General features: G+C 40.1%; 15 protein-coding genes. 3 read left to right on the forward strand and 12 right to left on the reverse strand.

The genetic code is table 11. The features are described from left to right. Positions 1–39: 39 nt before the first annotated feature. From IQ264_RS03730 to IQ264_RS03805, 12 genes are all read right to left on the reverse strand, one after another. Complete coding sequence (locus tag IQ264_RS03730) at positions 40–372, reverse strand: STAS domain-containing protein (protein WP_193978747.1); 333 nt, start codon at positions 370–372, stop codon at positions 40–42. Between the two features lie 85 nt (positions 373–457). Continuing rightward, positions 458–2,581: a glycogen debranching protein GlgX gene (gene glgX, locus IQ264_RS03735; RefSeq protein WP_193978749.1), complete on the reverse strand. Its 2,124-nt coding sequence runs from the start codon at positions 2,579–2,581 to the stop codon at positions 458–460. 32 nt (positions 2,582–2,613) lie between these two features. Next, positions 2,614–4,110 (reverse strand): PP2C family protein-serine/threonine phosphatase, encoded by a 1,497-nt coding sequence (locus IQ264_RS03740; protein ID WP_193978751.1) that lies wholly within the window; start codon positions 4,108–4,110, stop codon positions 2,614–2,616. Positions 4,111–4,270: 160 nt separating this feature from the next. Further along, on the reverse strand, positions 4,271–4,663 hold the full coding sequence (locus IQ264_RS03745; protein ID WP_193978753.1) for an anti-sigma factor antagonist: 393 nt from the start codon (positions 4,661–4,663) through the stop codon (positions 4,271–4,273). Between the two features lie 81 nt (positions 4,664–4,744). Continuing rightward, positions 4,745–6,568: an AGE family epimerase/isomerase gene (locus tag IQ264_RS03750; RefSeq protein WP_193978755.1), complete on the reverse strand. Its 1,824-nt coding sequence runs from the start codon at positions 6,566–6,568 to the stop codon at positions 4,745–4,747. A 65-nt stretch (positions 6,569–6,633) separates the two neighbouring features. After that, positions 6,634–7,260 (reverse strand): DJ-1/PfpI family protein, encoded by a 627-nt coding sequence (locus tag IQ264_RS03755; protein WP_193978757.1) that lies wholly within the window; start codon positions 7,258–7,260, stop codon positions 6,634–6,636. 37 nt (positions 7,261–7,297) lie between these two features. Continuing rightward, positions 7,298–7,711: a nuclear transport factor 2 family protein gene (locus tag IQ264_RS03760; protein ID WP_193978759.1), complete on the reverse strand. Its 414-nt coding sequence runs from the start codon at positions 7,709–7,711 to the stop codon at positions 7,298–7,300. A 91-nt stretch (positions 7,712–7,802) separates the two neighbouring features. Continuing rightward, positions 7,803–8,564 carry a nuclear transport factor 2 family protein gene (locus IQ264_RS32665; RefSeq protein WP_228061270.1) on the reverse strand — a complete coding sequence of 254 codons (762 nt, stop codon included), beginning with the start codon at positions 8,562–8,564 and terminating at the stop codon, positions 7,803–7,805. Positions 8,565–8,622: 58 nt separating this feature from the next. Continuing rightward, positions 8,623–11,046, reverse strand: coding sequence for an EthD domain-containing protein (locus IQ264_RS32670; RefSeq protein ID WP_228061271.1), 2,424 nt, complete (start codon positions 11,044–11,046; stop codon positions 8,623–8,625). A gap of 101 nt (positions 11,047–11,147) precedes the next feature. Beyond that, on the reverse strand, positions 11,148–12,722 hold the full coding sequence (locus IQ264_RS03795; RefSeq protein WP_193978761.1) for an EthD domain-containing protein: 1,575 nt from the start codon (positions 12,720–12,722) through the stop codon (positions 11,148–11,150). 45 nt (positions 12,723–12,767) lie between these two features. Then, positions 12,768–13,124 (reverse strand): carboxymuconolactone decarboxylase family protein, encoded by a 357-nt coding sequence (locus IQ264_RS03800; RefSeq protein ID WP_193978763.1) that lies wholly within the window; start codon positions 13,122–13,124, stop codon positions 12,768–12,770. 86 nt (positions 13,125–13,210) lie between these two features. Further along, positions 13,211–13,873 (reverse strand): nitroreductase family protein, encoded by a 663-nt coding sequence (locus IQ264_RS03805; protein WP_193978765.1) that lies wholly within the window; start codon positions 13,871–13,873, stop codon positions 13,211–13,213. 1,650 nt (positions 13,874–15,523) lie between these two features. Between IQ264_RS03805 and IQ264_RS03810 the strand changes: the two genes are divergently transcribed. The 3 genes from IQ264_RS03810 to IQ264_RS03820 all read left to right on the forward strand — a co-directional run bounded on the left by IQ264_RS03810 (position 15,524) and on the right by IQ264_RS03820 (position 24,068). Next, positions 15,524–19,333: a PAS domain S-box protein gene (locus IQ264_RS03810; RefSeq protein ID WP_193978767.1), complete on the forward strand. Its 3,810-nt coding sequence runs from the start codon at positions 15,524–15,526 to the stop codon at positions 19,331–19,333. 19 nt (positions 19,334–19,352) lie between these two features. Next, the gene (locus IQ264_RS03815; RefSeq protein WP_193978769.1) at positions 19,353–20,684 is read left to right on the forward strand and encodes a sensor histidine kinase; all 1,332 of its coding nucleotides are present in this window, start codon (positions 19,353–19,355) and stop codon (positions 20,682–20,684) included. A 357-nt stretch (positions 20,685–21,041) separates the two neighbouring features. Further along, positions 21,042–24,068, forward strand: a complete 3,027-nt coding sequence (locus tag IQ264_RS03820) for a plasmid replication protein, CyRepA1 family (protein ID WP_193978771.1) — start codon at positions 21,042–21,044, stop codon at positions 24,066–24,068.

The following is a 24,068-nucleotide window of genomic DNA, read 5'->3' on the forward strand; positions in this document are numbered from 1 at the left end:
TATAGTTTTCCCCCTCACTAACCACTAACAACTAGTGATTTATACCTTTTCAATTTTTGGTGGATTGTCAACTACTATTACACTTTGGTCAAACCCAGTTTTTACCAACGTTTCCAGCACCATTTCCTGTGGTTTAACCACATAGATATCTGTATGTGCACCCATTTTTTGTTTAGTGTAAATTAGTACCCGCAACCCAGCACTCGCCATATACTCCAAGTCTTCCATCATCAAAACTAGAGTTTTCACTTTTCCCGTAGGAACTTTCTCAATTTCTTCCTTAAACTTTGGTGCAGTACTAGCATCCAATGCACCATTTAAAGTGATGGTAGCAGTGGTATTTTCCATTTCTAAAGTTACATCAAAAGCCATAATTTTCTCCTGTTATCTAGATAATTTTCCCGCAATTGAACGAGGCAAAAAATTCATATTTTTGCTTTTTACTTGTGGCAAATTATTACTTACCGACAAGGATAACGACCGATCGATCGCGCACCAACAAACCCGACTGATCTTCCAACAACCCTTCCTTACCAGGTTCACAAATATCCAAGGGAGAAGCAACGCCAGTATTAGCAAAAACGTGCCACTTCATGCCATCTTTCAAACCAGGAACTTCAAACCAAAGCGTTTCCCAGTGCATATTCATGGCAACGTAAACATAGTTATCCTCCACCATTCCCGACTTCGCGTGTTTCCCACACAGCATAAAAGCCAGAACCCGGCTAGAATCAGACCAATCAGCATTCCAAGCTTGTGTACCATGCCAGGTAATATCGGCATAGCCACTATTCTTGTAATCTCGATTGCTAAAGTGATACTTACTCCTCAGTACTGGGTGGGCATTGCGAAAACCAATGCAATGCTTGAAAAAGCGGAATAACTCAGCATTTTTCTCTAAAAGCGTCCAATCCAGCCAGTTTAATTCATTGTCGTGGCAATAAGTGTTATTGTTCCCATTCTGAGAACGTCCCACTTCATCGCCCATCAAAATCATTGGCACACCAGTAGACACCATCAGCATCACCACAGCATTCTTCATTTGCCGTTGCCGCAAAGCATTAATGCCCGGATCGTCCGTCCAACCTTCCGCGCCACAGTTCCAACTATCGTTATCGTTGGAACCGTCATTATTGTTCTCTCCGTTAGCTTCATTGTGCTTGCCGTTATAGGAAACCAAATCAGCTAAAGTAAAACCATCGTGGGCTGTAATAAAATTAATCGAAGTTGCAGGGCCGCGACCTTCCCAAGCATAAAGGTCTGGAGAACCTTGCAGACGTTGTGCCATATCGCCCACTCGCCCCGCATCGCCTTTGAGGAACTTGCGAATCCCATCGCGGTATTTGCCGTTCCATTCTGCCCAACGTCCGTAAGCGGGGAAAGAACCAACTTGGTACAGTCCGCCAGCATCCCAAGCTTCGGCAATTAATTTGCATTTCGCCAAAATTGGGTCAAATGCGAGTGTTTCCAACAATGGGGGATTTGCCAAAGGAGCACCCCAAGGATCGCGCCCTAAAATAGATGCAAGGTCAAAGCGGAAACCGTCAATGTGATATTCACTTGCCCAATAGCGCAAACAATCTAATACAATATTCCGCACGATCGGATTATTGCAATTTAAAGTATTGCCGCAACCACTGAAATTGAAGTAATAACCCTCCGGTGTCAGCATATAGTAGGTTCTATTATCAATTCCCCGGAAAGAAATTGTTGGCCCGTGTTCATTGCCTTCTGCCGTGTGGTTAAATACCACATCAAGAATTACTTCAATGCCATTTTTATGCAGGTCTTTAACTAATGCTTTTAATTCATCTACCTGCATTCCTAATTTGCCAGTTGCCGCATAGCCCGCTTTCGGCGCGAAGAAACCGACTGTACTATAACCCCAATAATTTACAAGTAATTCATCAGGATTGTTGGGATTAGGACGAGAATTTTCAAACTCATCAAACTCATAAATTGGCATCAACTCGATCGCATTAACACCCAACTCTTTGAGATAGGGAATTTTTTCTCGAATTGCCGCAAACGTTCCCGGATGTTTCACCTTTGATGAAGCATGGCGAGTAAAACTACGAACGTGCATTTCGTAGACGATTAAATCTTCCGGGGGAATTTCTAAAAGTCGGTCATTTTCCCAGTCAAAATCATCAGGAGCAATTCTGGCACGATGATGATAAATATCTTCCCAATCTGGTGTTACTCCCCAAACATCCCGCCCGCCAATAATTTTGGCATAAGGGTCCATGAGAATTTTACTCTTGTCAAACCAATGACCTTCTTGAGGATTAAAAGGCCCTTCCATGCGATAACCATATTCGATATTTTCGTAATCTACATCGAATACAATCATGCAAAAAACATTACCAATCCTGAATTCATCAGGAAAGGGAATTTCCGCCATTGGTTTTTTAGCGTGCTTTTCAAATAGCACCAGAGTACAGGATTTGGCGTGGGAGGAAAAAATCGAGAAGTTGACTCCACCAGGAACTACAGTTGCCCCAAAAGGGAAAGGCCGCCCAGTGCGAAGTTTAAATTTGCCGTAAGTGTGAGTAGGATGACTATCAATTCTTAAGTCCATAAAGTTTGAGCATTAGGTTGGTTAATTAAACATTAAAGAAGAATAGACGATCGCTGTAAATCAGAAATTTTGCTCCTTTCATTTGTTGATAATGGCAAATTTTGTCGCACAGCCAGCATAGTAATATCATCAAAAGGATCTGCTTCCGCAATATGAGATTTGATCTCAGTTTTAATGCGTTCTACCAAAGAAACGGCAGAGGAGGCAGGTTCTTCTAATAGTGAGAGCAATCGGTTTTCAGTAAAGGGAACATCTTCTAAAGAACGGGCATCGGGGACACCATCTGAGAAACTCAGCACAATATCTCCAGGTTCTAGCTGTACTCGTTTGACTTCGTAATCAATGTTATAGATGGTGCCGACGGCTGGGCCTGTAGGTTTGAGACGTTCTACAGTTCCAGAAGCACGGACAATAATTGGCGGTACGTGCCCACCATTAATGTAAGTAAGTACCCCAGTTGTAGGATTGAGAACCCCAAAAAAGATGGTGGCGAACATACACAAGCGTTCGTGATTTTGGGCAATGTAATTGTTAGTTAGTACGATCGCCTTCAGCGCATCAATAATTTTAACCGTATTCGGTGGAACTTCCGCTAATTCACTATCTGTTGTTAGCGGTAGTACTACATCAGCAATTTTTTCGTTAGTTCCGTTGGGTAATTCAAAGGAGTAATAACCGGAAAAAATGCGTAATAAACTGCGAAACAAGCCCATAAATAAAGCTGCTCCCACACCTTTATCACATACATCTCCGACTACTAAACCAATAGAACCATCAGGAAAGCGGAAAGTATCGTAGAAATCGCCAGCCACTTGCCGCGCTGGATAAAAACAAGCCACAAATTCCCATCCTGGTACACTTAGCAGTGGATTAGGCAGAAAATCTCGCTGAATTTCCCTAGCTCTTTCTAGTTCTTGTTTGAGTTGATTCGAGTAACTGTCTAGTTCGTCATAGCAGCGAGCGTATTCTGTAGCTAGGGCGATTTGCCTAGACATCGACTGCATAAAGTTAGCAATCACAGCACCGAAATATCCCGGCTGAGAGTGCATCAAGGTGAGGACAGCGAGTAATTTGCCTTTTCTCAGGATGGGTACACTGAGCAGTGAGCGCATGAATGGGGGTTGATTAAAGAGCAATCGCAAATGTTCAATTTCCAAAACATCTGCTGTTGGCACAACTTGGCGATGGTTATCAGCCCAATTAATGTAAGCAGGACTAGTGAGAATCAACTGCACAGAAGTTAAATCTTCCTCTTGGGGGATGCTCTTTTGCACAGCACTATTTGAACCTAAAAATACCAAACAACCACTTTCCGCACCTGTGAGTTTGCAGGAAATTTCATAAGCTTGTTGGAGAATAGTTTCTAATATGTCTCCCGGCTTAGGACTTTCTGCCATATTTAGCAGATTTTCCAGCATCCGATTTTGGGCTTCAAGGGCGATTCTGGCAATTTTCAGTTCAGCTACTTCTTGTTGCAGTGCTGCCATTTGTTCTAATAAATTTTCCGTCGCTTGATTTTGAGCATCCATAACTACTTCAGTTGTTAATATTTGTACCTTAGATCTGTATTATTCCTGAAGCAGAAGCTATTGTGCCTGTAACTTTTGAAATAGGTGCTAAAGCTAAGATTGCTGTAGCACCTATTTTGCCTTGGAGTATTCTCACCTATACAGCTATTGAACTTATCTCTTATAGCTCTGCTTTAGAGCCTTTGTCTTTCTCCTGGTGAGAAGCGTCTGGTGTTTGTTTGCTAGAGAGTACCTTTAATGCTTCTTCCTGGTTATCTGATGTGGTAAAAAAGTCCAGAAATCCAGTAATTGACATAGTATCCTTAATTTCCTCGGAAAGCCCCACCAGAACCAGCCGACCATCCTTAGCACTTACCTGCCGATAAAGAGAGAGTAACATTCGTAAACCAGCACTAGAAGTGTATGGAACTTCAGTCATATCCAGCAAAATTTTACTTTCTGGCTTTGCCAAGGGTAAAACTTCATCCTGAACTTCGGGCGCTGTATTTGCATCGATGTCGCCTTCTAATTTGACGACAGTTACATCTTCCTCATTCTCAATCTTAATGTCCATCTTGTTTTTTGATGAATCGTCAACAGCTGATTGTAGATGGCAAATTAAAGATTTTTTCAACTTGCCATCTCAAACCTCTTTCTAGCGAGGAACAATTTGCACCTTCACTTTGACCTGTTCCTGAGTATCTGGTAATTTCACGGTCAAAGCCTCAGCATCAAAATTGCTGTATTCTTCTTCATTTATCCAAACTTTGCCAATGCTGATACTTCCCGGAGGTAAAATATCGGGTGAAACCCGCAAGATATTATCTTTAAATGCTCCTGGCATTGGCTTAAAGTAAAAGTCCGTTGGGTATTTGAAGATCAGCAAGTTTTGGTAGACTGCTGACAAATAGCAGAGTTCTGTTGAGTGATAAGCACTCATGGAGTGACTACCTTTAAAGCGTTCTGTACCCATTAAGAAAGGCAAGCCACTTGCCAAAGTATTGAAGTATACACCACCGTCATCATGATCGAGGAAGTGAGCATTATAGAAAGCAGAAGCTTCACGGGCATGGCGCAAGTATTCAGGATTTTGGAGAGTACCATTCAGAATTAAGTAAGCTAAGATTGCTTGTTCTTGTTGCCACCACGCTTTGCGATCGTGCCACACAAAACGGTGATGTTCTTCACCTTCTGCTAACACCCTTTCTACCACATCGTACCAACCACCGCGTTGTTTATCGCTACCCACATCTGGCATTAATTGAGCAATCTTTTGGGCCAAAGCAACATATTGATCCTTGGGTTTTAAGCTTTGCATCCGCATTAAATTCCAGGCAATTTTCAAGTTATGCCCCACAACGGCGCGGTTTTGTTGCCATCCCCATTCCTGATCTTTGCTCCAATCTTCGTGGAACTTTTCTTGCACAAATGGGCTATTTTCGTAGTCGGGGAAATATTTCTCGATCGTGTCAAAAGTATACTCCAACATATCAGCATACTTTTGTTCACCAGTTGCCAACCACAGGTTAATTAAATAAGCTGGAGCATGATCGCCCACAGAGTTCCAATTTTTCCGGGCGCGGTTACGTCCCAAAGACTCAGCACGAGGATTTAAAGTAATTGGATCGATGTGTGAAAAATAGCCGCCTTGCTCTTTATCTAAATAGAATCTGTCAAACAAATCTACCGTCATTTCCGCATCTTTTAAAATGCGAGGATCGCCAGTAATTCTGTAAGTTTGAATTGGCCCAGCTAAAGCATAAATTTGTTCATAAGCGGGGATACAATCGATGTCATCACTAAACTCAGAAACTAACAGTTTTTGTTCCCGTTTACCCTGAACTTTAATTGCGTGATACCAGTAAATCAAATTTTCATCAGTATCATAAAACCTCATGTGTTCCCGCAGGTAATTAGTACCTTTTTCCGCAGCTTCTAAAAAGCGGTCTTCGCCTGTTAATAAATAAGCAGAAGCTAACCCATAAACTAAGCGGGAAATCGTATCAGTTTCTTGTAGATAATCATCAGGTTTTTTCTCACCAGCTAAATTCAGCATGGTGCGATAGTTATGATAATCGATTTCTTTGTCGGGATAACCAAATTGCCATTTTAGATAACAATCAGCGATCGATCGAATTTGTTTCACCCACCAATCAGGTTCTTCGTGGCGATATTTGTCAGGTGCTTCCCCAGGAAACACAAAAGATTTCACTTCAAATTTGTGTCCATCTCCTTGAGGATAAAAAACACCGTAAGCAAATACGTGCTGTCCAGGTGATAGTAATTCAGCCAATCTTTGGGTAGCATCAATGTAAGATTCACCCAAATTTTGGGCAATTCTTCCCCAAGCAGTCGGTGTTAAATATGCTGTATATTCTCGCCCATCTGATGTTTTGATGCCAAAGGATTTACTTTGGCGATCGAAGTGAGTAACATACCCACCAATAGTATCAGAAAAGGTAAAATTCATCCGTTCCATTTGGAATTGCCTCTCAAGATAGTTGAACAAAGTTGCTAAAGCTAATAGCCAACAAAATTGGAATTTTAAACCGCTACTTTTTGGGCTTTTTCCGTTTTTTCAATCTCCACAACGAAAGCTTCCATAAATTCATCAACTACTCCCGGATGCTTCCCGGTAATCAAATTGTCATCAATAACTAAATCTACGGTTACATCACCGTCAAAAACTACATCCGCCCCCGCATTTTCCACATCACAAACAATATTGTGGGCGCAAGTAACTTGACGACCTGTGAGCAAATCGCGATCGGCACATAATAGCCATAAACTATGACAAATAGTGCCTATTTTCACATTTCCCGCATCCATAGCTTTTCGGATAAATGCCACCGCTGGCGCTTGATTTTTCTGCCCTTTCTTAACATTTACTTGATATCTTAAACGATCCATTGCATAAGCACCGATGCAAATTATCCCTTTATAATCTGCCGGGTCAATGTCGTTAACTTCTGTAGTCACGGTGACATGAAATTCAATTTGGTCATTTTCAGGATTAGAACCAAAAGTTAATGAAGAATTACCCCACAAATGAGAGATATATTCTACTTCATAACCTTGTTGTGGAAAGTATTCATTGAACTTTTTATACTCAGTTGGGTCAAAATGTTCTTCAATGAGTACGCCGATTTTACCTTTAGTTTGAGTTGCCATTTTTCCAAACCCCTTATTAATAAATTACTGGTTGATTTTACGCAGCAAACACCGGAGAAATATCCATGTAAACTCGCAAATCGCTAAATAATTCGCCTTTCATCCGAATAATATCTGTACAGGGAAGCGTCACAACTTTGCTATCATGACGAGTATAAGTAACTTCCATTTCGCAGACAACTACATCTCCCATTTCCCACATTGATTTAATATCGTGGGAGACAGATTTAAGTTTTTGGCGAAAGGCAACTGAAGACTCATGAATAGCTTTACGTCCGGTAACTGTTGGAGCATTAGCAAATCGGAAAGATGCGTCTTCAGTAAAGTAAGAGGCAAATTCATCAGCGGTTCTGGTAGTAGTTAAAAAACGCTGAACAATATTTGCTCTATCTCCGGGAAAAATCACTGCTGTCGAATTTTTTACGCTTAGTTTATCTTGCTGTTCAGCCATTCTCTTTAATCTCTCAAGACTGGGGAATAAAAACTCGGTTTCTGATTAACCAGTTGTCTGAGTAAGAAGCTTTACAGAAACCGGATTTTATTTATGAAAATGCGGGATTAGCATCAAGGAAAGCTTGATATTCCTTAACTTTGTTACCTTGGAATTTGATGATATTCAAGCAGGGGAATTTAAACACTTTTCCGTCTTTGCGGAAGTAAGTAACATCTAATTCAACTGTTACTGTGTTTTCATCAACTTGCCACATATTATGTACATCATGGGAAACTTTGCTGAACATTCCCATAATTGGTAGAGCGAAGTCTTTGATTGCTTGTGGGCCGATTATTGGGGGATTATTGGCAATTTTGTAAGCGCCATCGGGAGCGAAATAAGTAATGTATTCTTCGACATTATTTGCTTCCACAGTTGCGATCAAATGTTTGGCAATATCCAAAATTGTTTCTTGCTTAGTTTCCGGTGCCACAAATAGGGGAGATGGGTCCATATAAACCAGCATTTCCTTCACTTTGTCGCCTTCCATGCGGAAAATATCTGTGCAAGGAAGTGTTAACACACTACCATCATTACGAATGTAATTAATTTCTAATTCACAAATTACAGAATCGGCATTTTCCCACATAGATTTAATATCGAAAGAAATGCCTTTGATATAGTCAAGATGACTTGCCATTGTTGCTTCCCGAATGGCTTTTTTACCAATAGCAGGTGGATAATTGCCAAAACGATAATGTGCGTCTTCAGTAAAGTTATTCAGGGCTGTATCTACATCCATTCTTTCAAACAACCCAATCAAATTTTTGATGATGGATGCTCTAGTTCCGGGAAACATTGTAGTAGTCATAATTCCTCCGCGACGTAGTGTTTATCTTTTAAGTTGGCAAATTAATTTAAATGCGGGATTATGGAGTAGTGAACATTGGAGTAACGTCCATAAAAATTCGCAATTCGCTGATTTTATCGCCTTGAAAACGCACGGTATCGGCGCAAGGAAGAGTAAACACTTTGCCGTCATGACGGACATAAGTGACATCCATTTCCACAATTACTAAATCTTCAGATAGCTGCCACATATTTTTCATGTGGTGATGCAGACCTTCACATTTTTCCAGGAAACCTACGGAAGAGTCTTTAATACCTTGATGTCCGTAAACTACTGGGAAATTACCAAATTGGTACAAAGCATCTTCAGTAAAGAAGTTGACGAAATTATTGATATTCATTGCTTCGCCAGCAAGGAATAATTGCTTGAGAATATCAATTTTAGAGCCGGAATATTTAGGCCATTTTTTAGTATGAGGCCATTCCCATTTGGTTGCTGTTGCTGTCATCATAGTTCCATTCTCCCTAATTGCGTCTGATGCCCAAGGAAAGTTTCTTCCAGTTTGTTGGTTATATTCTTGTTGCGCCCGTTTAAAGTTTTTCAGGGCGGTTCTTCTGACTTGGTTAAATTCTAATTGTTCGCCATTTGGCCCTTTGCAATAAAATAATGCCCAGCCGTCAAAGTCGCCGGGAAATTCAGTTTTAGCAAAGGAATGTCCGGCTTTTCTTCTTTCGGCTTCGGAGTTAATATGAATAGTTTTGTTAACTACAACGTTGGTCATTCCCCGCTTTTGACATTCGTCTTCTAGCATTTGGGCGAAATCGTTTAAATCAACATCATCTTTGACGTGAAAAGAGATGTGGGGTACGTTTGCAAAACCAACGGAAGAAGGGACTTTGCTAAAAACGTTGGGGGCTTTTGGTGATAGTTTGGCATCCCGGAAGTGAATCACTTCTACACAAGTGTTGCCGAAGGAAATAAACCTAACATCTAGGGATTCTTGGGTATTATCTCTAATGTTGGGAACGCCAACACTGCGGGGGTTGATCCCTTTTTGCAGGGCTTCTATTTCATCTTTTTGGAAGAGGAGATTATGCAAATCTTCGCCATAAAATCCGTCGCCTCCGATCGCAATTTTTCCCCCCAACACCTCAGTGTAAAACTCTATAGCTTTGTCCATATCGTCTACAGTTATCCCGAAGTGTTGTACACCTTGGAGGTATTGCGCTAAACTGGATTTTCCATTGGAATTGCCGTTGCTTAAAGGTGATTCTGAACTGTAATTATTAGTACCGACATTTGCGATCATTTCTGTTACCTTGGAACTACCTTTTCCTATTTGTGTAATTTGTCCTGCGTCAACAAAAGTGTAAGTAGCTCGCTCTGGTAGAGCGTTGATTTCTTTGATATAATTTCCCTGGTCTTTAGTAGCAGCTAAATAGTCTTTTGATGTAAAAAACTGCTGCATTTGATGATAGTTGGCAAAAGCAATTTCAAAAGCTGCTTGATATTGCTTTTCTGGTGGTTCATAATGTGGATCGCTAGGAGCATGAGGACGAGGGTCAAATAAATGCAGCCTAAATTTTAAAATTTCTTGATTTTTGCTAATAGCTGGAGCAAAGGTGTCGCTCATGTATTGGCGAAATTCTGCTAAACTTGCGCCATCTGTTTTTTTAATTAAAACATGGAGTTTAATTGCGTCTATTGCTCCATTTGTATCGGCTTTTTCTAGGCGATCGACATAACTAACCGAATTTCCCGGACTAGTTGTATAACCAACTGCTTTACTAAACAAATTCTTGCCATCATTTTCCAGAAGATAAGCTGATTGAAAATAACTTTGTCGATCGCTCTCACTAGCAAAAGTTATTTCGGAAATTCCATCACAACGTTCTATTTCTGTAGCAGTTGATTTTATCCCATTTAAAGTAGGCCAAATATCAATAGGTTGCGGATCTAGATGATGTTGCCAATTTTGATATTGACCTGGTAATTTTGCTCCTAATGAGCCATTAACATTTCTCCAATAATCGCTGAAAAGTGCTGTATTTAGATCCTGCTTTTTCCACAGGAGAGCGTAAAAGGCGACTGTTTGTTGGCGATCGCGTATTGCATAATCAGGTATCATTATTGCCGTCCCCTGTCCGCCGATTTTACCAAAAATTTCCTTAAGTGCGCCGAAGCAACCTGCAACTTTATTAAACCCCGCGTACACGCACATAAATAATAGTAATTCTTCGATTTCTTCGCGAGTTGCTCCCTGTTTGAGAGCCATATCTATGTGTGCAGGAAAGGGGTTGCCGGGACCATTATGGCTTTGATTAACTATGTCGATCGCGATCGTAATTAACGCTTTAGTTTTTTGGTCAATTAAGGGCAAACCCCAGACTTCACCAGCTACGCGAGTAACAAAGTCACCAAACTTCGGATTAATTTTTTTTAAACCCTCTTGCAGTTCTTTATCATCTAAAACCGCATTTTTATAAGATTGGTTATTTGTCATCTTAAGTGCTGATTAAAAAAGTAGTGAATTTTGAGTTTTTATTGGGGACTGGGGACTAGGAAAGTTTTGAGTTTTGAATTCTCCCCATCCCCCCATCTCTTCTATGTGGTGATTAATTGAATTAACTCATTAGGTGCGTAAACATCACGATAGAAAGTCAATTGTTCGGTTTTCAAATAACAACCTCCGCGATGTCCGCGACGTACCCAAGTTACATTTCCTTTGGCGAGTGTTTCGTTAGTTTCGTCGTCTACACACTTCCATTCAAAGTAGGTAACTTCGCCGTGAAACATCACAATAGGCCAACACATTGTTACCCCTGGTTGTGCAATTAAAGCCCACCAATGTTTTTCCCGTTCTTTTTGTTCACCTAAGCCAAAATAAGGCCCGTCTTGACACAAATAAACTAGGTCATCGCGATATTCACCTGTTAAGATATCGCCTCTGCCTTGTCGCAAAGCTTCGCAGTGAGTCGGCCACCATTCGCGGTTTTCTCTCTCAATTTGTTCTAAGGTGTAATTGGAGCTAATTTCGGGCATAATTCGCTCTTTCATTGCCACATATTTTTCGGCATCTTCAATCAATTTTTTGGCAACGTAAGAGCTAACAAGTCCGGGGCGAGAATAGTCTGCGGAGAGGTCTTTGTAATAATTTTGGCGCTTTCTGACAGCTGTTTGTCCATTTTGAGAAGTTTGGTGTCCGTTGGTAGAACCATTGCCATTTGTAGAGGTGGAATTTAATTGTTGGTACAGCATAAGCGATTCGATATCCTGTTGTAATTGGTTGGTTGCACCGATGTTGGAAATTAATTCTGCGACTGAAGAACTGCGTTGTCCTGCTAAGGTCATTTCGTCGTTATAGACGAATGCGTAAGCTGTTCTTTCGGGAAATGGTCTAACAGCTTTCACATATTTGGGCAGGTCTTTGACTATGGTTTGACATTCTGGAGAATTTAAAACTATTTCCAGATCCAAGCGATTTCCAAAAGCAATTTCAAAAGCAGCGTCATAAGATTTTTCTCTGGGTTCAGAGTGAGCTACTCCGGCTGCATCTGGGCGGGAAAGATCGACTTCATCAAATAGATGAAGGCGGAATTTTATGACTCTGGGATGTTTAGCAATGGCGGGAGCAAAAGTTTCTTTTAAGTATTTCCGAAATTCTTCTACGCTTGCGCCATCAGCTTTTCTCACCATGACGTGGAATTTTTCTGCATCAACTTTGCCGTTGGGAACGCCGTTATCAATGCGATCGACATAAGTGATAGAATTACCTGGACTGCTGTTATATCCGATCGCTTTACTAAAGATATTGTGTTCGTCATCCATCAAAATGGCAGCAGATGTAAACCAAGTTTGACGGTCTTGTTCGCTTCTAAAAGTTAACTCGGCTATTCCATGAAATTGTTCATCTTCAGAGGAAGCTTGCACCAGACCACCTAAACTAGGCCACAGACCGCCTTCATTTGGGGCAACGTGAAATTGCCAATATTGATGTTGTCCAGGTAAGCGGGCGCAAACTGGGCCGTGAACGTTTCGCCAATAGTCGTCGAAAAGTTCTAAGCTAATGCCTTTTCTTTTCCACAACAGCACGTAAAAGGCAACTTTTCCTTCGCGATCGCGTGCTGAATAATCAGCCTTAGTAATTGTTGATTCTAGTGATTGTTTCGCCAACAGCATAAGCGTAATTTTGGGAATTTACAAGAAAATAAATTTGATTTCTGCTTAGGATTGTGAACCTAAAATTTCATTCAATGCCCCAAAGCAACCTGCCACTTTATTGAAGCCTGCATAGACGCACATAAATAACAGTAATTCTTCTATTTCGGCGCGAGTTGCTCCTTGCTTCATCGCCATATTAACGTGCGCTCCAAAAGGACTTCCAGGCCCTACTTGGTCTTGAATTACTACATCAACAGCAACAGTAATTAAAGCTTTGGTTTTTTGATCGATTAATGGTAAACCCCAAGCTTCTCCGGCTACGCGAGTTACGAAATCCCCAAATTTTGGGTTAATTTGACTCAATGCTGCTTGTAGTTCTTTGTCGTCTAATACGGCATTTTTGTAAGGCGTTGTCATCATAGTTTCACGCTTGTTGCTAATAGTTTTTATTTGTTCTTTTGCACATTATTTTGGCAAATAACGAGGTGTGAAAAACTTAAAATTTCCTAAATTTTGAAGGGTTCACCGTAGCTTTCGCTGTAACAAACCTGCTCAATTTTAAAGCGTCCTCCGTATAATTTAAATGGTTCGGTTGCATAACCAAGGGGTAACAAACAGCACACATCTAAATGTTCTGGAATGTTGAAGGCTTCTTTAACTTGGGCGGTGATAAATCCTTCCATTGGGCAACTATCTACCCCAAAACTTTTAGCCACAATCATAATATGTGCAACTGCTAGCATTGTGTGGCGATTTGTCCAAGCTTCTACTGATTCAAAGCAGGGGTGATATTGAAACAAAACTGGGATTTGCTCTCGCATATAATTGGCGAAAGCTTCATTCATTGCTTGAGCTTCTATGCCTAGTTTAATAATACTTTCAATGTATTCTGGTTGGGAAACTAGGCGATCGCCACAACAAATCAAAACTACAGGGGCTTCACTGATTTGACGTTGATTAAAAGCACAGGCTTTTAGCTTCTCCTTGTTTTCTTGTTGCTTGACTACAATAAAGCGCCAAGGTTGCAAATTATATCCTGAAGGTGCTCTTACTCCTAAACGTAAGATTTCTGAAAGTACTCCTTCAGGAATCGGATCGGGGCGAAAACTCCGGGCTGCACGTCGTTCTTCAACAGCTTCTTTCAAGCCTACGATCGGTTGTGCTTCCATGCTACTCCTGATTGCTAGCTGCTCTTTACTTGAAGTATTCAAAGGAATCGGGAAGTTTTGGGGAAATCGAGAATTTGTTTTGCTAAGTTTCTATAGGTTGTCAAAATGGGAAAATCGGTTTCCGGTGCAATTTCCTCTGCTTTATCTGTCTATAGTTATATATGTATTCCAACTAACAAAAATTCTGTATGGAATAAAAACTGGGATACTTGTTTGTAAGACAGAAAGCGGAAATTGGCTGGAAATTGGGTGATGATTGTCTGCTTTTAATTTCTAGAAACTGATTCAAAATTACGCCGATCTTATTAAGATAAGCATGGCTGGTGAACCCACAAATTCTTAAATTAATCTGAAGAATTTACTCACAGCATTATTACTCCCTATCTCTACAACAGGCAACAAACTACACTACTCACACCATCAATTCAGGAAATTTTTTGGAAAAGTCTATTATCTGCATTTGAATTTTATTGTTTGCTTAGAGGTAACTTTCTCACTGGTTCTAGCTTCTAGGATTATTGAACCGAACACAGTGATTACCATCACTTATGTATAAGTTTTTGCGATCGCCTTTTTAGGTTCAGCATTAAAAAATTTGTTAGGGTAATATCCTAGTCCACAGTCAGACAAAATGCAAGAGCAACAAGTCTTACTAGGTATTAATTACTGTTGCTTGGATTGCAGAAGTTACAGGAAAACTAGAAAAACTTTGTTGCAGAATTACACTTCAATTTTTCATCCTTACCTATTACCTGTTACCCAAGTGACAACTTATACATACTTTGGTTCTAAATAAAAGTTTATGCAGGTTGTTTTCCTCAAAGTTATTGATTATTGTTAAAGATTTACCATAAGAGTTAGATTCGTTTCTAATAATTTTCTTTAAGCTACTCTCTTCTTTAACTAAACTTAATCTTAATTACACTTAATTATTCGGAATAGATATTAACAAAACAATTAACAACCATAAAGTTACATGGTTATTAAGCAATTTTACATAGTTCTCTAACTTCTCTAAGAAGTTGGGGGTCTCGCTTAAATTACAAAGTTTTGGGATAAGTATCGGTGCAGACAAATAGTAAAAAGAAAACTGAAGCCGATCGACTTTTACAGCAATTTCGGGGGATGCTGACAATTCTGTGGGAGACTAAGGCAAGGCGATCGAATATCATCAACAAAGTTTAGTTATTGCACGAGAAATGGGTAATCACCAAGTTGAAGGAAATTCACGAGGAAGCCTCGGCAATGCTTACTATTCCAAATGGGGGATAGAAAACAGGGAACAATAACAGTGATAATTGTTCTTGTTTTGGTTAATTATAATCACTAGGTATAAAAGAGCTTATTTTGGATCTATCTTTAGAAATATTTTGTCTTTTGTAAATTAAATAACAGTGATGATGTATTAGCAAAAAAAAGTGTTAAATAAGGGAAATTACGGTTACAAAAAATGTTCAATTGTATAAAAATAAAGGTAACTGAAGTGGTTGATTTTGTAAGGATAAAATATAGGGGATAAATTTTGGATAAGTCGTTAGTTTTTACTATTTATGAGAACTCTTGATTGTAAGGGAGCAATTTGAGCAGTTTGTCTTAGTATTTCTGATTGAACTATATTCTCGAAATTATTAATGATATGTAGGAAAAAGCATGAGCAAGAACTTCCAATCTGGAAATTCGCCAGCGCCAGAGCAACAGGAAATAGTGAATGAAACGCTAGAACGGTTAGTTGCAGAGCGAACTGCTGCACTGGAAGAGGAATTATTCCAACTTCAGGCAGAACTTAGGGTGCGTAAAGAACGGTTTGAAGCGTTTTTCTCTGCTATGTCTCAGTTGGTTTGGGTGGCGGATGTGAAAGGAAGAGTACATGATACAGTGAGTTGGAGGGCTTTCACTGGACAGACGGAAGCAGAAGCTAGAGGTTTGGGTTGGTTAGATGCCATTCATCTTGACGATCGCCAAATAGTTGTGAAACTTTGGCAGCAAGCGGTGGCAACACAAAGTTTTTACAATGCAGAATACAGACTCCGCTCTAAAGATGGAACCTACCGCTATTTTATGGCGCAAGGTGTTCCGGTTTTAAATGAGGATGGTAGCATTCGGGAGATCGTGGGAATTTCTACAGATGTTCACGAACGGCTTGCCACGCTTCGGGAACGCAAAGCCGCAGAAGATGCTCTCAAACAAAGCGAAGAACGTTTCCGATCTTTAATGGAAGCTACTGCTCAAGTTATTTGGAACACGAATGCTGAAGGCGAACTAATTAACGAACAACCGACTTGGAGCAAATTCAGCGGACAGACTTTTGCCGAGTATCAAAGCTGGGGTTGGCTCGATATAATTCATCCAGACGATCGCAAATATGTTGCCAATCGTTGGGCGAAAGCTGTTAATGAGCGATCGTTATATGAAGTTGAATTTCGGATGCGCCGCCATGATGGTGAATATCGCTACATGAGTTGTCGTGCTGTACCAATTTTAAATCCCGATCGGACGATTCGCGAATGGATAGGTGCAAATACAGATATTACTGAACGTCAGCAAGCTGAAGCAGCATTAAGGCAAAAAGAATCGCAATATCGGAGTATTTTTGAATCTGTTAAAGATGGGATTGGGATTTATGAATTAGAAAGTGGAAACATAATTGCTGCCAACCCTGCACAGGCAAAAATACACGGCTATACAGTAGAAGAATTTCTGAAATTAGCACCCGGAACTTTTATTCATCCTGACTATTACTTTCTGTTTCCAGAGTTTATTAAAACTGTAAGGGCGGGTAAACAATTTTCCTGCCAAGCTATTGATTTATGTAAAGATGGTACTCCTATTGATGTTGAAGTTACAGCAGTTCCTTATTGGCAAGATGGTAAGCTTTATGCACTGTCGGTAGTGCGGGATATTACCGAGTCCAAACAAGCAGAAATCGCCCTGCAACAAAGCGAACAGAGATTTCGATCGCTAATTGAAGCCACCGCTCAAATCATTTGGAACACAAATGCTCAAGGCGAACTATTCCCCAATCAATCTGCTTGGACTAACTTCACAGGACAGAGTTTTGCCGAATACAAAGGCTGGGGTTGGTTAGATGCGATTCATCCAGAGGATCGAGCGCACACAGCTAAAGCTTGGTCAACCGCAGTAGCTAACCGCACCCCTTACCAAGTTGAGCATCGTTTGCGTCGTTATGATGGCGAGTATTGCTACATGAGCGTCAGAGCAGTGCCGATTTTAGAAGCTAATGGTAGCATTCGTGAGTGGATTGGGGTACATACTGATATTAAAGAACGTCGGCAAGCTGAAATTGCCCTGCAACAAACCGAACAGAGATTTCGATCGCTAATTGAAGCCACCGCCCAAATCATTTGGAACACAAATGCTCAAGGTGAACTATTCCCCAATCAATCTAGTTGGAGCAACTTCACAGGACAGACTTTTGCCGACTACAAAGACGGGGGTTGGGCCAAGGTAATTCATCCAGAAGACCTATCCCGCGTTGCTAAAGCTTGGTCAACCGCTGTTGCTAACGGCACACTTTTCCAAGACGAGTTTCGTATACGTCGTCATGATGGCGAGTATCGCTACATGAGCGTCAGAGGAATACCAATTTTAGATGCTGATGGTAGCGTTTGCGAGTGGATTGGTGCAAGTACCGATATTACAGAACGTCGGCAAGCTGAAATCGCCTTGCAACAAAGTGAACAGAGATTTCGATCGCTAATTGAAGCCACCACCGATATCATTTGGAACACTAATGCTCAAGGCGAACTATTCCCCAATCAATTTAGTTGGAGCAACTTCACAGGACAGACTTTTGCCGACTACAAAGGCTGGGGTTGGCTTAAAGCCATTCATCCAGACGATCATCCCTATACTAGTAAAATTTGGTTAGCCGCAGTTGCTAACAGCACACCTTACGAAGTTGAGTATCGCGTGCGCCGTCATGATGGCGAGTATCGCTACATGAATACCAGAGCGGTGCCGATTTTGGAAGCTGATGGCAGCGTTCGCGAATGGATTGGTATATGTGCTGATATTACAGAACGCAAGAAAGCAGAAATCGCCCTTACTAAAGCTAAAGAAGCAGCGGAAACAGCTAATCGGGCAAAAAGTGAATTTCTCGCCAATATGAGTCATGAGTTACGGACTCCACTTAATGGGATTATTGGTTATGCTCAAATTCTGTTGCGGGGTAGAACTTTAATTGAAGAAGATCGATCGCGCATAGAAGTAATGTACCAATGCGGTTCCCATTTACTCACCTTAATTAATGACATTTTAGATTTGTCGAAAATCGAAGCGCAAAAAATGGAATTATTGCCAACTGATTTTCACTTTCCCGCATTTCTCCAAGGGGTTGCTGAAATGTGCCGCATTCGCGCCGAACTTAAGGGAATCCAATTTTATTATCAATCTGCTACTGAATTGCCGATCGGGATTCACGCCGATGAAAAACGGTTGCGCCAAGTATTAATTAACCTGCTGACAAATGCGATCAAATTTACCGATACAGGTAGCGTCACCTTCACCGTTAGCTTCGCAGCACCAGGAAAAATTCGCTTTCAAGTCCGCGATACAGGTATTGGCATCGCCTCGGAAAAATTGGAAGCAATTTTCTTACCATTTGAACAAGTAAGTGATGCAAGAAGACAGTCGGAAGGAACAGGATTAGGATTAGCAATTAGCCGAGAACTTGTCGGATTAATGGGTAGTCAAATTCAGGTGCAAAGCGAAGTTAATGTTGGTAGTATTTTCTGGTTTGATGTTGATTTGCCAGAAGCAACTGAATGGATTAAAACCTCTCAAACTGATGAGCAAGGACAAATTATTGGAATTAAAGGCGCTCAACCTATAATTTTAGTCGTTGATGATAAGTGGGAAAATCGATCGGTAATTAATAACTTACTTAGTCCGATCGGTTTTAAAGTCTTTGAAGCCACAAGTGGACAGGAAGCTTGGCAAAAAATCCTCGCACATCAACCAAATTTAATCCTCACTGACTTATTGATGCCCAAAGGAGATGGATTTGAACTAATTAAACGCATTCGCCACTCAGAAACATTCCAAGATTTAAAGATTATCGTTTCCTCTGCCAGTGTCTTTGAATCAGATCAATACAGAAGCATAGAAGCTGGAGGGAACGATTTTCTCCCAAAACCAGTCATGGCAAAAGAATTACTCGAAAAACTTCAAAAATATCTCCAACTCCAATGGATTTACGAAGAAAAAATAGCTTTACCTGCAACCACTCTGGAACATCAGGAATTAATTTCCCCGCCAGCAGAAGAACTGGCAATTCTGTATGAATTAGCTATGAAAGGCAATTTCAAGCGAATTATTAAACAAGCACACTTGCTGGAAGAAATCGATCGGAAATACACACTTTTTGCCAAAAAGTTGTGTCAACTAGCAAAAGGATTTCAAGACCGAGAAATTTTGGCTTTAATTCAGTCCTTCAAGTAAAAATATGAGGTTAGCTAATATGCAAAATGCTACTGTTCTGATTGTTGATGATAACCTAGCCAATTTAGGAGTATTATCTGATACCTTGGATCAGGCTGGACTAGAAGTTTGGGTAGCACAATCAGGCAAAGTAGCTCTAGAAAGAGTTCAATATGCCTTACCCAATCTGATTTTATTAGATGTAATGATGCCAGAAATTAATGGCTTTGAAACCTGTCGTCAATTAAAGGCAAATCCCCTAACTCAAGATATTCCCATTATCTTTATGACAGCACTTTCTGATATTGCCAATAAAGTTGAAGGGTTTCAACTTGGAGCCGTTGATTATATTACCAAACCATTTCAGCAAGAAGAAGTCTTAGCTCGTGTCAAATTACATCTCAAGCTCTATGAATTAAACACCAACCTAGAAGAAAAGAATGCTTTGTTAGAGCAGAAAGTTGCTGAAATAACTCAAGCTTACAGTGAATTACAACAAATGCAAGTGCAACTTATTCAAAGTGAAAAAATGTCTGGTTTAGGACAAATGGTAGCAGGTATTGCCCATGAAATTAATAACCCAATAAATTTTATTTATGGCAATCTCACTTATGCAAAAGATTATATTCAGGATATTTTGGGACTTATAGAAATGTATCAAGAAGATTACCCAGAACCAACACCTCGGATTCAAGCTGAACTCGAAAACATTGAGTTAGATTTCATTAAAGATGATTTATTAAAACTTCTAAATTCAGCAAATACTGGAACACAACGAATTCACGAAATTGTCAAATCAATGCGAATTTTCTCTCGCGTAGATGAAGCAGCAGTTAAAGCAGTGAATATTCACGAAGGAATTGACAGCACCCTGACAATTTTACATCACCGCTTAAAGGCTAGACCAGAGCATCCTGGAATTAAAGTTATTAAAGAATATGGTCAATTACCTGCAATTGAATGCTATGCAGGACAACTGAATCAAGTATTTATGAATATTCTGTCTAATGCTATTGATGCCTTAGATGAATATTATCAACAATGCTGTTCTATAGGTAACATTCATCAACCTGGGACGATTCACATTTCTACCCAGATTATCAAAGATAACTGGATGAGAATTTGCATCAAGGATAATGGCCCAGGAATAAAAGAAGAAGTAAAATCCAAACTTTTTGAACCTTTCTTTACTACTAAATCTGTGGGTAAAGGCACTGGTTTGGGATTATCAATTAGCTACCAAATTGTAGTCGAAAAACATGGTGGTAAATTGCACTGCCAATCTGTATCGGGCGGGGGTACAGAATTTATTATTGAAATTCCCATTCAACAACGGGTTGAGCAAGCTATGCCAGCGCACTGTGTTGCTTAGTGTAGAGAAGATTGGGGATGAAGGAAGTGATGGGCAACCAGTAATAGAAGTGCTTTTCTCTCAAAATGCCCCCTATTTCCCTATCTCTGAGAGCTTGCACCACGAGGCGGAGCCTCTATTTCTCGTTCCCAGGTTCAACCTGGGAACGAGGTCTTGGGAGGTTCTACCTCGGCTGCTGCAAGCCCTATCTCCCCACCTTCCCATCTCTTCTTCCCTTGAGTTAGACAGACTCTACCTATAGCGTGTTATCATACAAACCCCACCCGCAGCACTCTATAATTAGTGTTGACGGGTTGACTTTCTTATGTTCTGAAACTGAAGTTCAGAACCGATAACTCGCGTCCTTAAATAGCCTCCATGAAGTGCAAACCTGACTACATCGAACAAAACCATTGGAATGATTGGGTTGCTAGCGGTGTAGACCCTGACTTAATTTCCCTTTGCGTCACCAGTCTCAAAGGTGAAACCATCTACAACTACCTCTGCTACTCAACCGAACTCCCGCGTAACAGTGCGGTTAGACTATCTCTTGGTTTGATCAAACGCTACGAGCACGCTACAAATGGCGGTTGGTGGTGCAATGGCGTTGATCCCGAAACTGGGGAAGCGATCGAATGGGGATGTTTTAAACCTAATCAACCGCGTTTGGGTGCAAAAAATAAGTTGATTAAATATGAACATCCACCGAAAATTGCTACTAGGGCTTTTTTCTTACCTGTAACTTTGCAGATTTGGCTCAAAATTGCGGAAAGATTTAATTTAGTAATTCCGCAAGATATTGAGATTACAAAAACAGGTGAAGCGTTAGGTTTTTGGAATTGGGTAATTACACAATCTCGGCTACCTATTATTATTACTGAAGGCGCAAAAAAAGCTGCTGCACTTTTAAGTGTCGGTTTTGTTGCTATTGCTTTACCAGGAATTTGGAACGGTAGAAGAGTAGACAAATTTAGTAAAACTGCTACTTTAATTCCTGATTTACAATCCTTTGTCAAAGATGGGAGACAATTTGCTTTTTGTTTCGATCGAGATACTAAAGAACAATCTGCTAACGCAGTTAATTTAGCGATTAAAAAAACAGCCCAGCTTTTAATTAATGAAGGTAAATGTCCAGTTAAAGTAATTACCTGGAACACTCCCCAAAAAGGTGTAGATGATTTAATTGTTGCTGAAGGTGAAGCAGCATTTGAGCAAGCTTATAATAATGCTTTGTCATTAGGACAATGGAATTGGTTAATTAAAAAACAAGCTAGTTTAACAATTCCTGCGACTGTAAAACTTAATGTTGCTGATTTATCTACTATTGGTTTAGAGTTACCGCAAACGGGAATTATTGCGATCGCTTCTGGTAAAGGTACGGGGAAAACTAAATTAATTGCTCAAGTTACTGCGGAAAATGAACGGTTATTATCTTTAACTCATCGTATATTTTTAGGTCGTTCGCTTGCAGAAAGATTGGGTTACACTTGGCGCACTGATGCAGATAAAGGTAATGGTTATTATATTGATGAAAATGGTTATCCGACTTGGCGGTTGGGTTTATGTGTTGAATCTTTGTTAGGAATTCGTCCGTTTCAATTTATGGGGGCGACGGTGGTAATTGATGAAGTTTGCCAGGTTTTCCGGGCTTTACTTACTAGCAGTACTTGTAATAAAGAAGGTAGAAGACCTGCAATATTATCTAGGTTTGAAGAGATTATTAAAGTGGCGGCGCGAGTAATTATTGCTGATGCTGATTTGGACAATTTTGCGATCGATTATGTTAAAGCTTTACGTGGTGAAGATGAGGTTTTTCTGATTCAAAATCAATACCAAACTGCGGGATATTGTTGCACTATTTATAATTCTTTAGATGATAGTGCGATGATTGCTGATACTGTAGAAATGGCGACAGGTGGGAAAAGGTTATTTATTGCTACTGATTCGTTGAAAAGTTCCAATGTTTTGGTTAATTTGTTGGAGGCGGGAATTAGTCGCGATCGCATCCTAGTCATCAACTCCGAAACCGTAAATCTTAATGAACAACGAGAATATGTCCGACAAATTAATGAGAAATTACCGCTTTATGATATCGTCATTGCTACCCCTAGTATGTCCACTGGGGTAAGTATTGAAGCAGAATGGTTTGATGCAGTAATTGGCATTTTTTATGGCGTAGTTAATGACGCAGATATTGCCCAATCTTTAGCCAGGGTTAGACATCCTGTACCCCGCTATATTTGGGTGGCTAATTGTGGAAAAAACTTCTGTTCGGTTTCTAAATCTGAATCTCCGTTCGTAGTTTTGCGGGAACTAAAATCTCGTTGGGATTTGGAAGTGGGATTAATTAGAATGAGTTTATCCCCGGAAATGTTGGCGGTTGTAAATACACCGATCGATTGGGAAAAGTGTTGTCATAAAAAACTATGGGCGCAAATAGAAGCTAATAGTAATGCAGCAATGTGGAACTTAAGAGAGGCGGTAATTGCTAGGTTAAAATATGAAGGAAATTACCTGAAAATTATTACTGTTAATTCTAGTCCAGTTTTCCAAAATTTGACTAAAAAGGTGAGAAACAAAATTCAAGTTGCACATTACCAAGCTGTTGCTAATTCTCGTCTTTTATCTTCTCATGAAAAACAACAATTAGAATCTCAAGAAGTCATCACCGCAGAGGAGAGATTAAACTTAGAAAAAACCCAAGTAGCGGAATGGGCGGCGGTACAAAAAGAAGTAGAAATAACCCCGGAATTAGTAAAAGTTTATTCTCAGTTATCTGGGGCTATTTCCCGTTATGAAGACTTGCGTTATGGACTAGCTGTTGAAAGAGACGAAAAAACGATCGCACTTCAAGCAAAATGGAAACTCGGTTTATTTATTCCCAATATTTACACTAAAGAACAAGAACGGATTGTGCGAGAACGTTTGGGACTTTTGCAATGGATCGATCGCCTATTAAGCGGCGAAACTTTAACTAATGAAGACTTAGAACCCTTAGCTAAATTAGTATGGAAACATTACAAACAAGTTAACCTAATCTTAGGTTTGAATTTAAATCCCAATTCCCCTAAACACTCCAATATTTACATTTTTAATCAACTAATTAAACAACTGGGAATTCCTCTGGAAACTATCCGTTATCGTCAAAATAAAGCAGCGACAGTCAGCTTGCAAAAAAAACGTTGGGCACTCATAGAAAGTATTTTCCAACGCCGTAAATTCAGGAGAAATAATCAAGTTATCCCCGAAGCAGAATTGGCAAAATCATCCAATTCTAACAACTCATTTTTTATTCCTTGCTTGACCAACTTTTCTTTGTTCTCTAGCTTAGAAAATCAGCTAAACTTAGAAAAACTGTTAAAACCGCAACTACACAAACAAAGTCAGCCGACAAAGACTCATTAG

Origin of the sequence: [Phormidium] sp. LEGE 05292, assembly GCF_015207735.1 — a bacterium.
In the GTDB taxonomy this organism is placed as follows: Bacteria; Cyanobacteriota; Cyanobacteriia; order Cyanobacteriales; family Aerosakkonemataceae; genus Floridanema.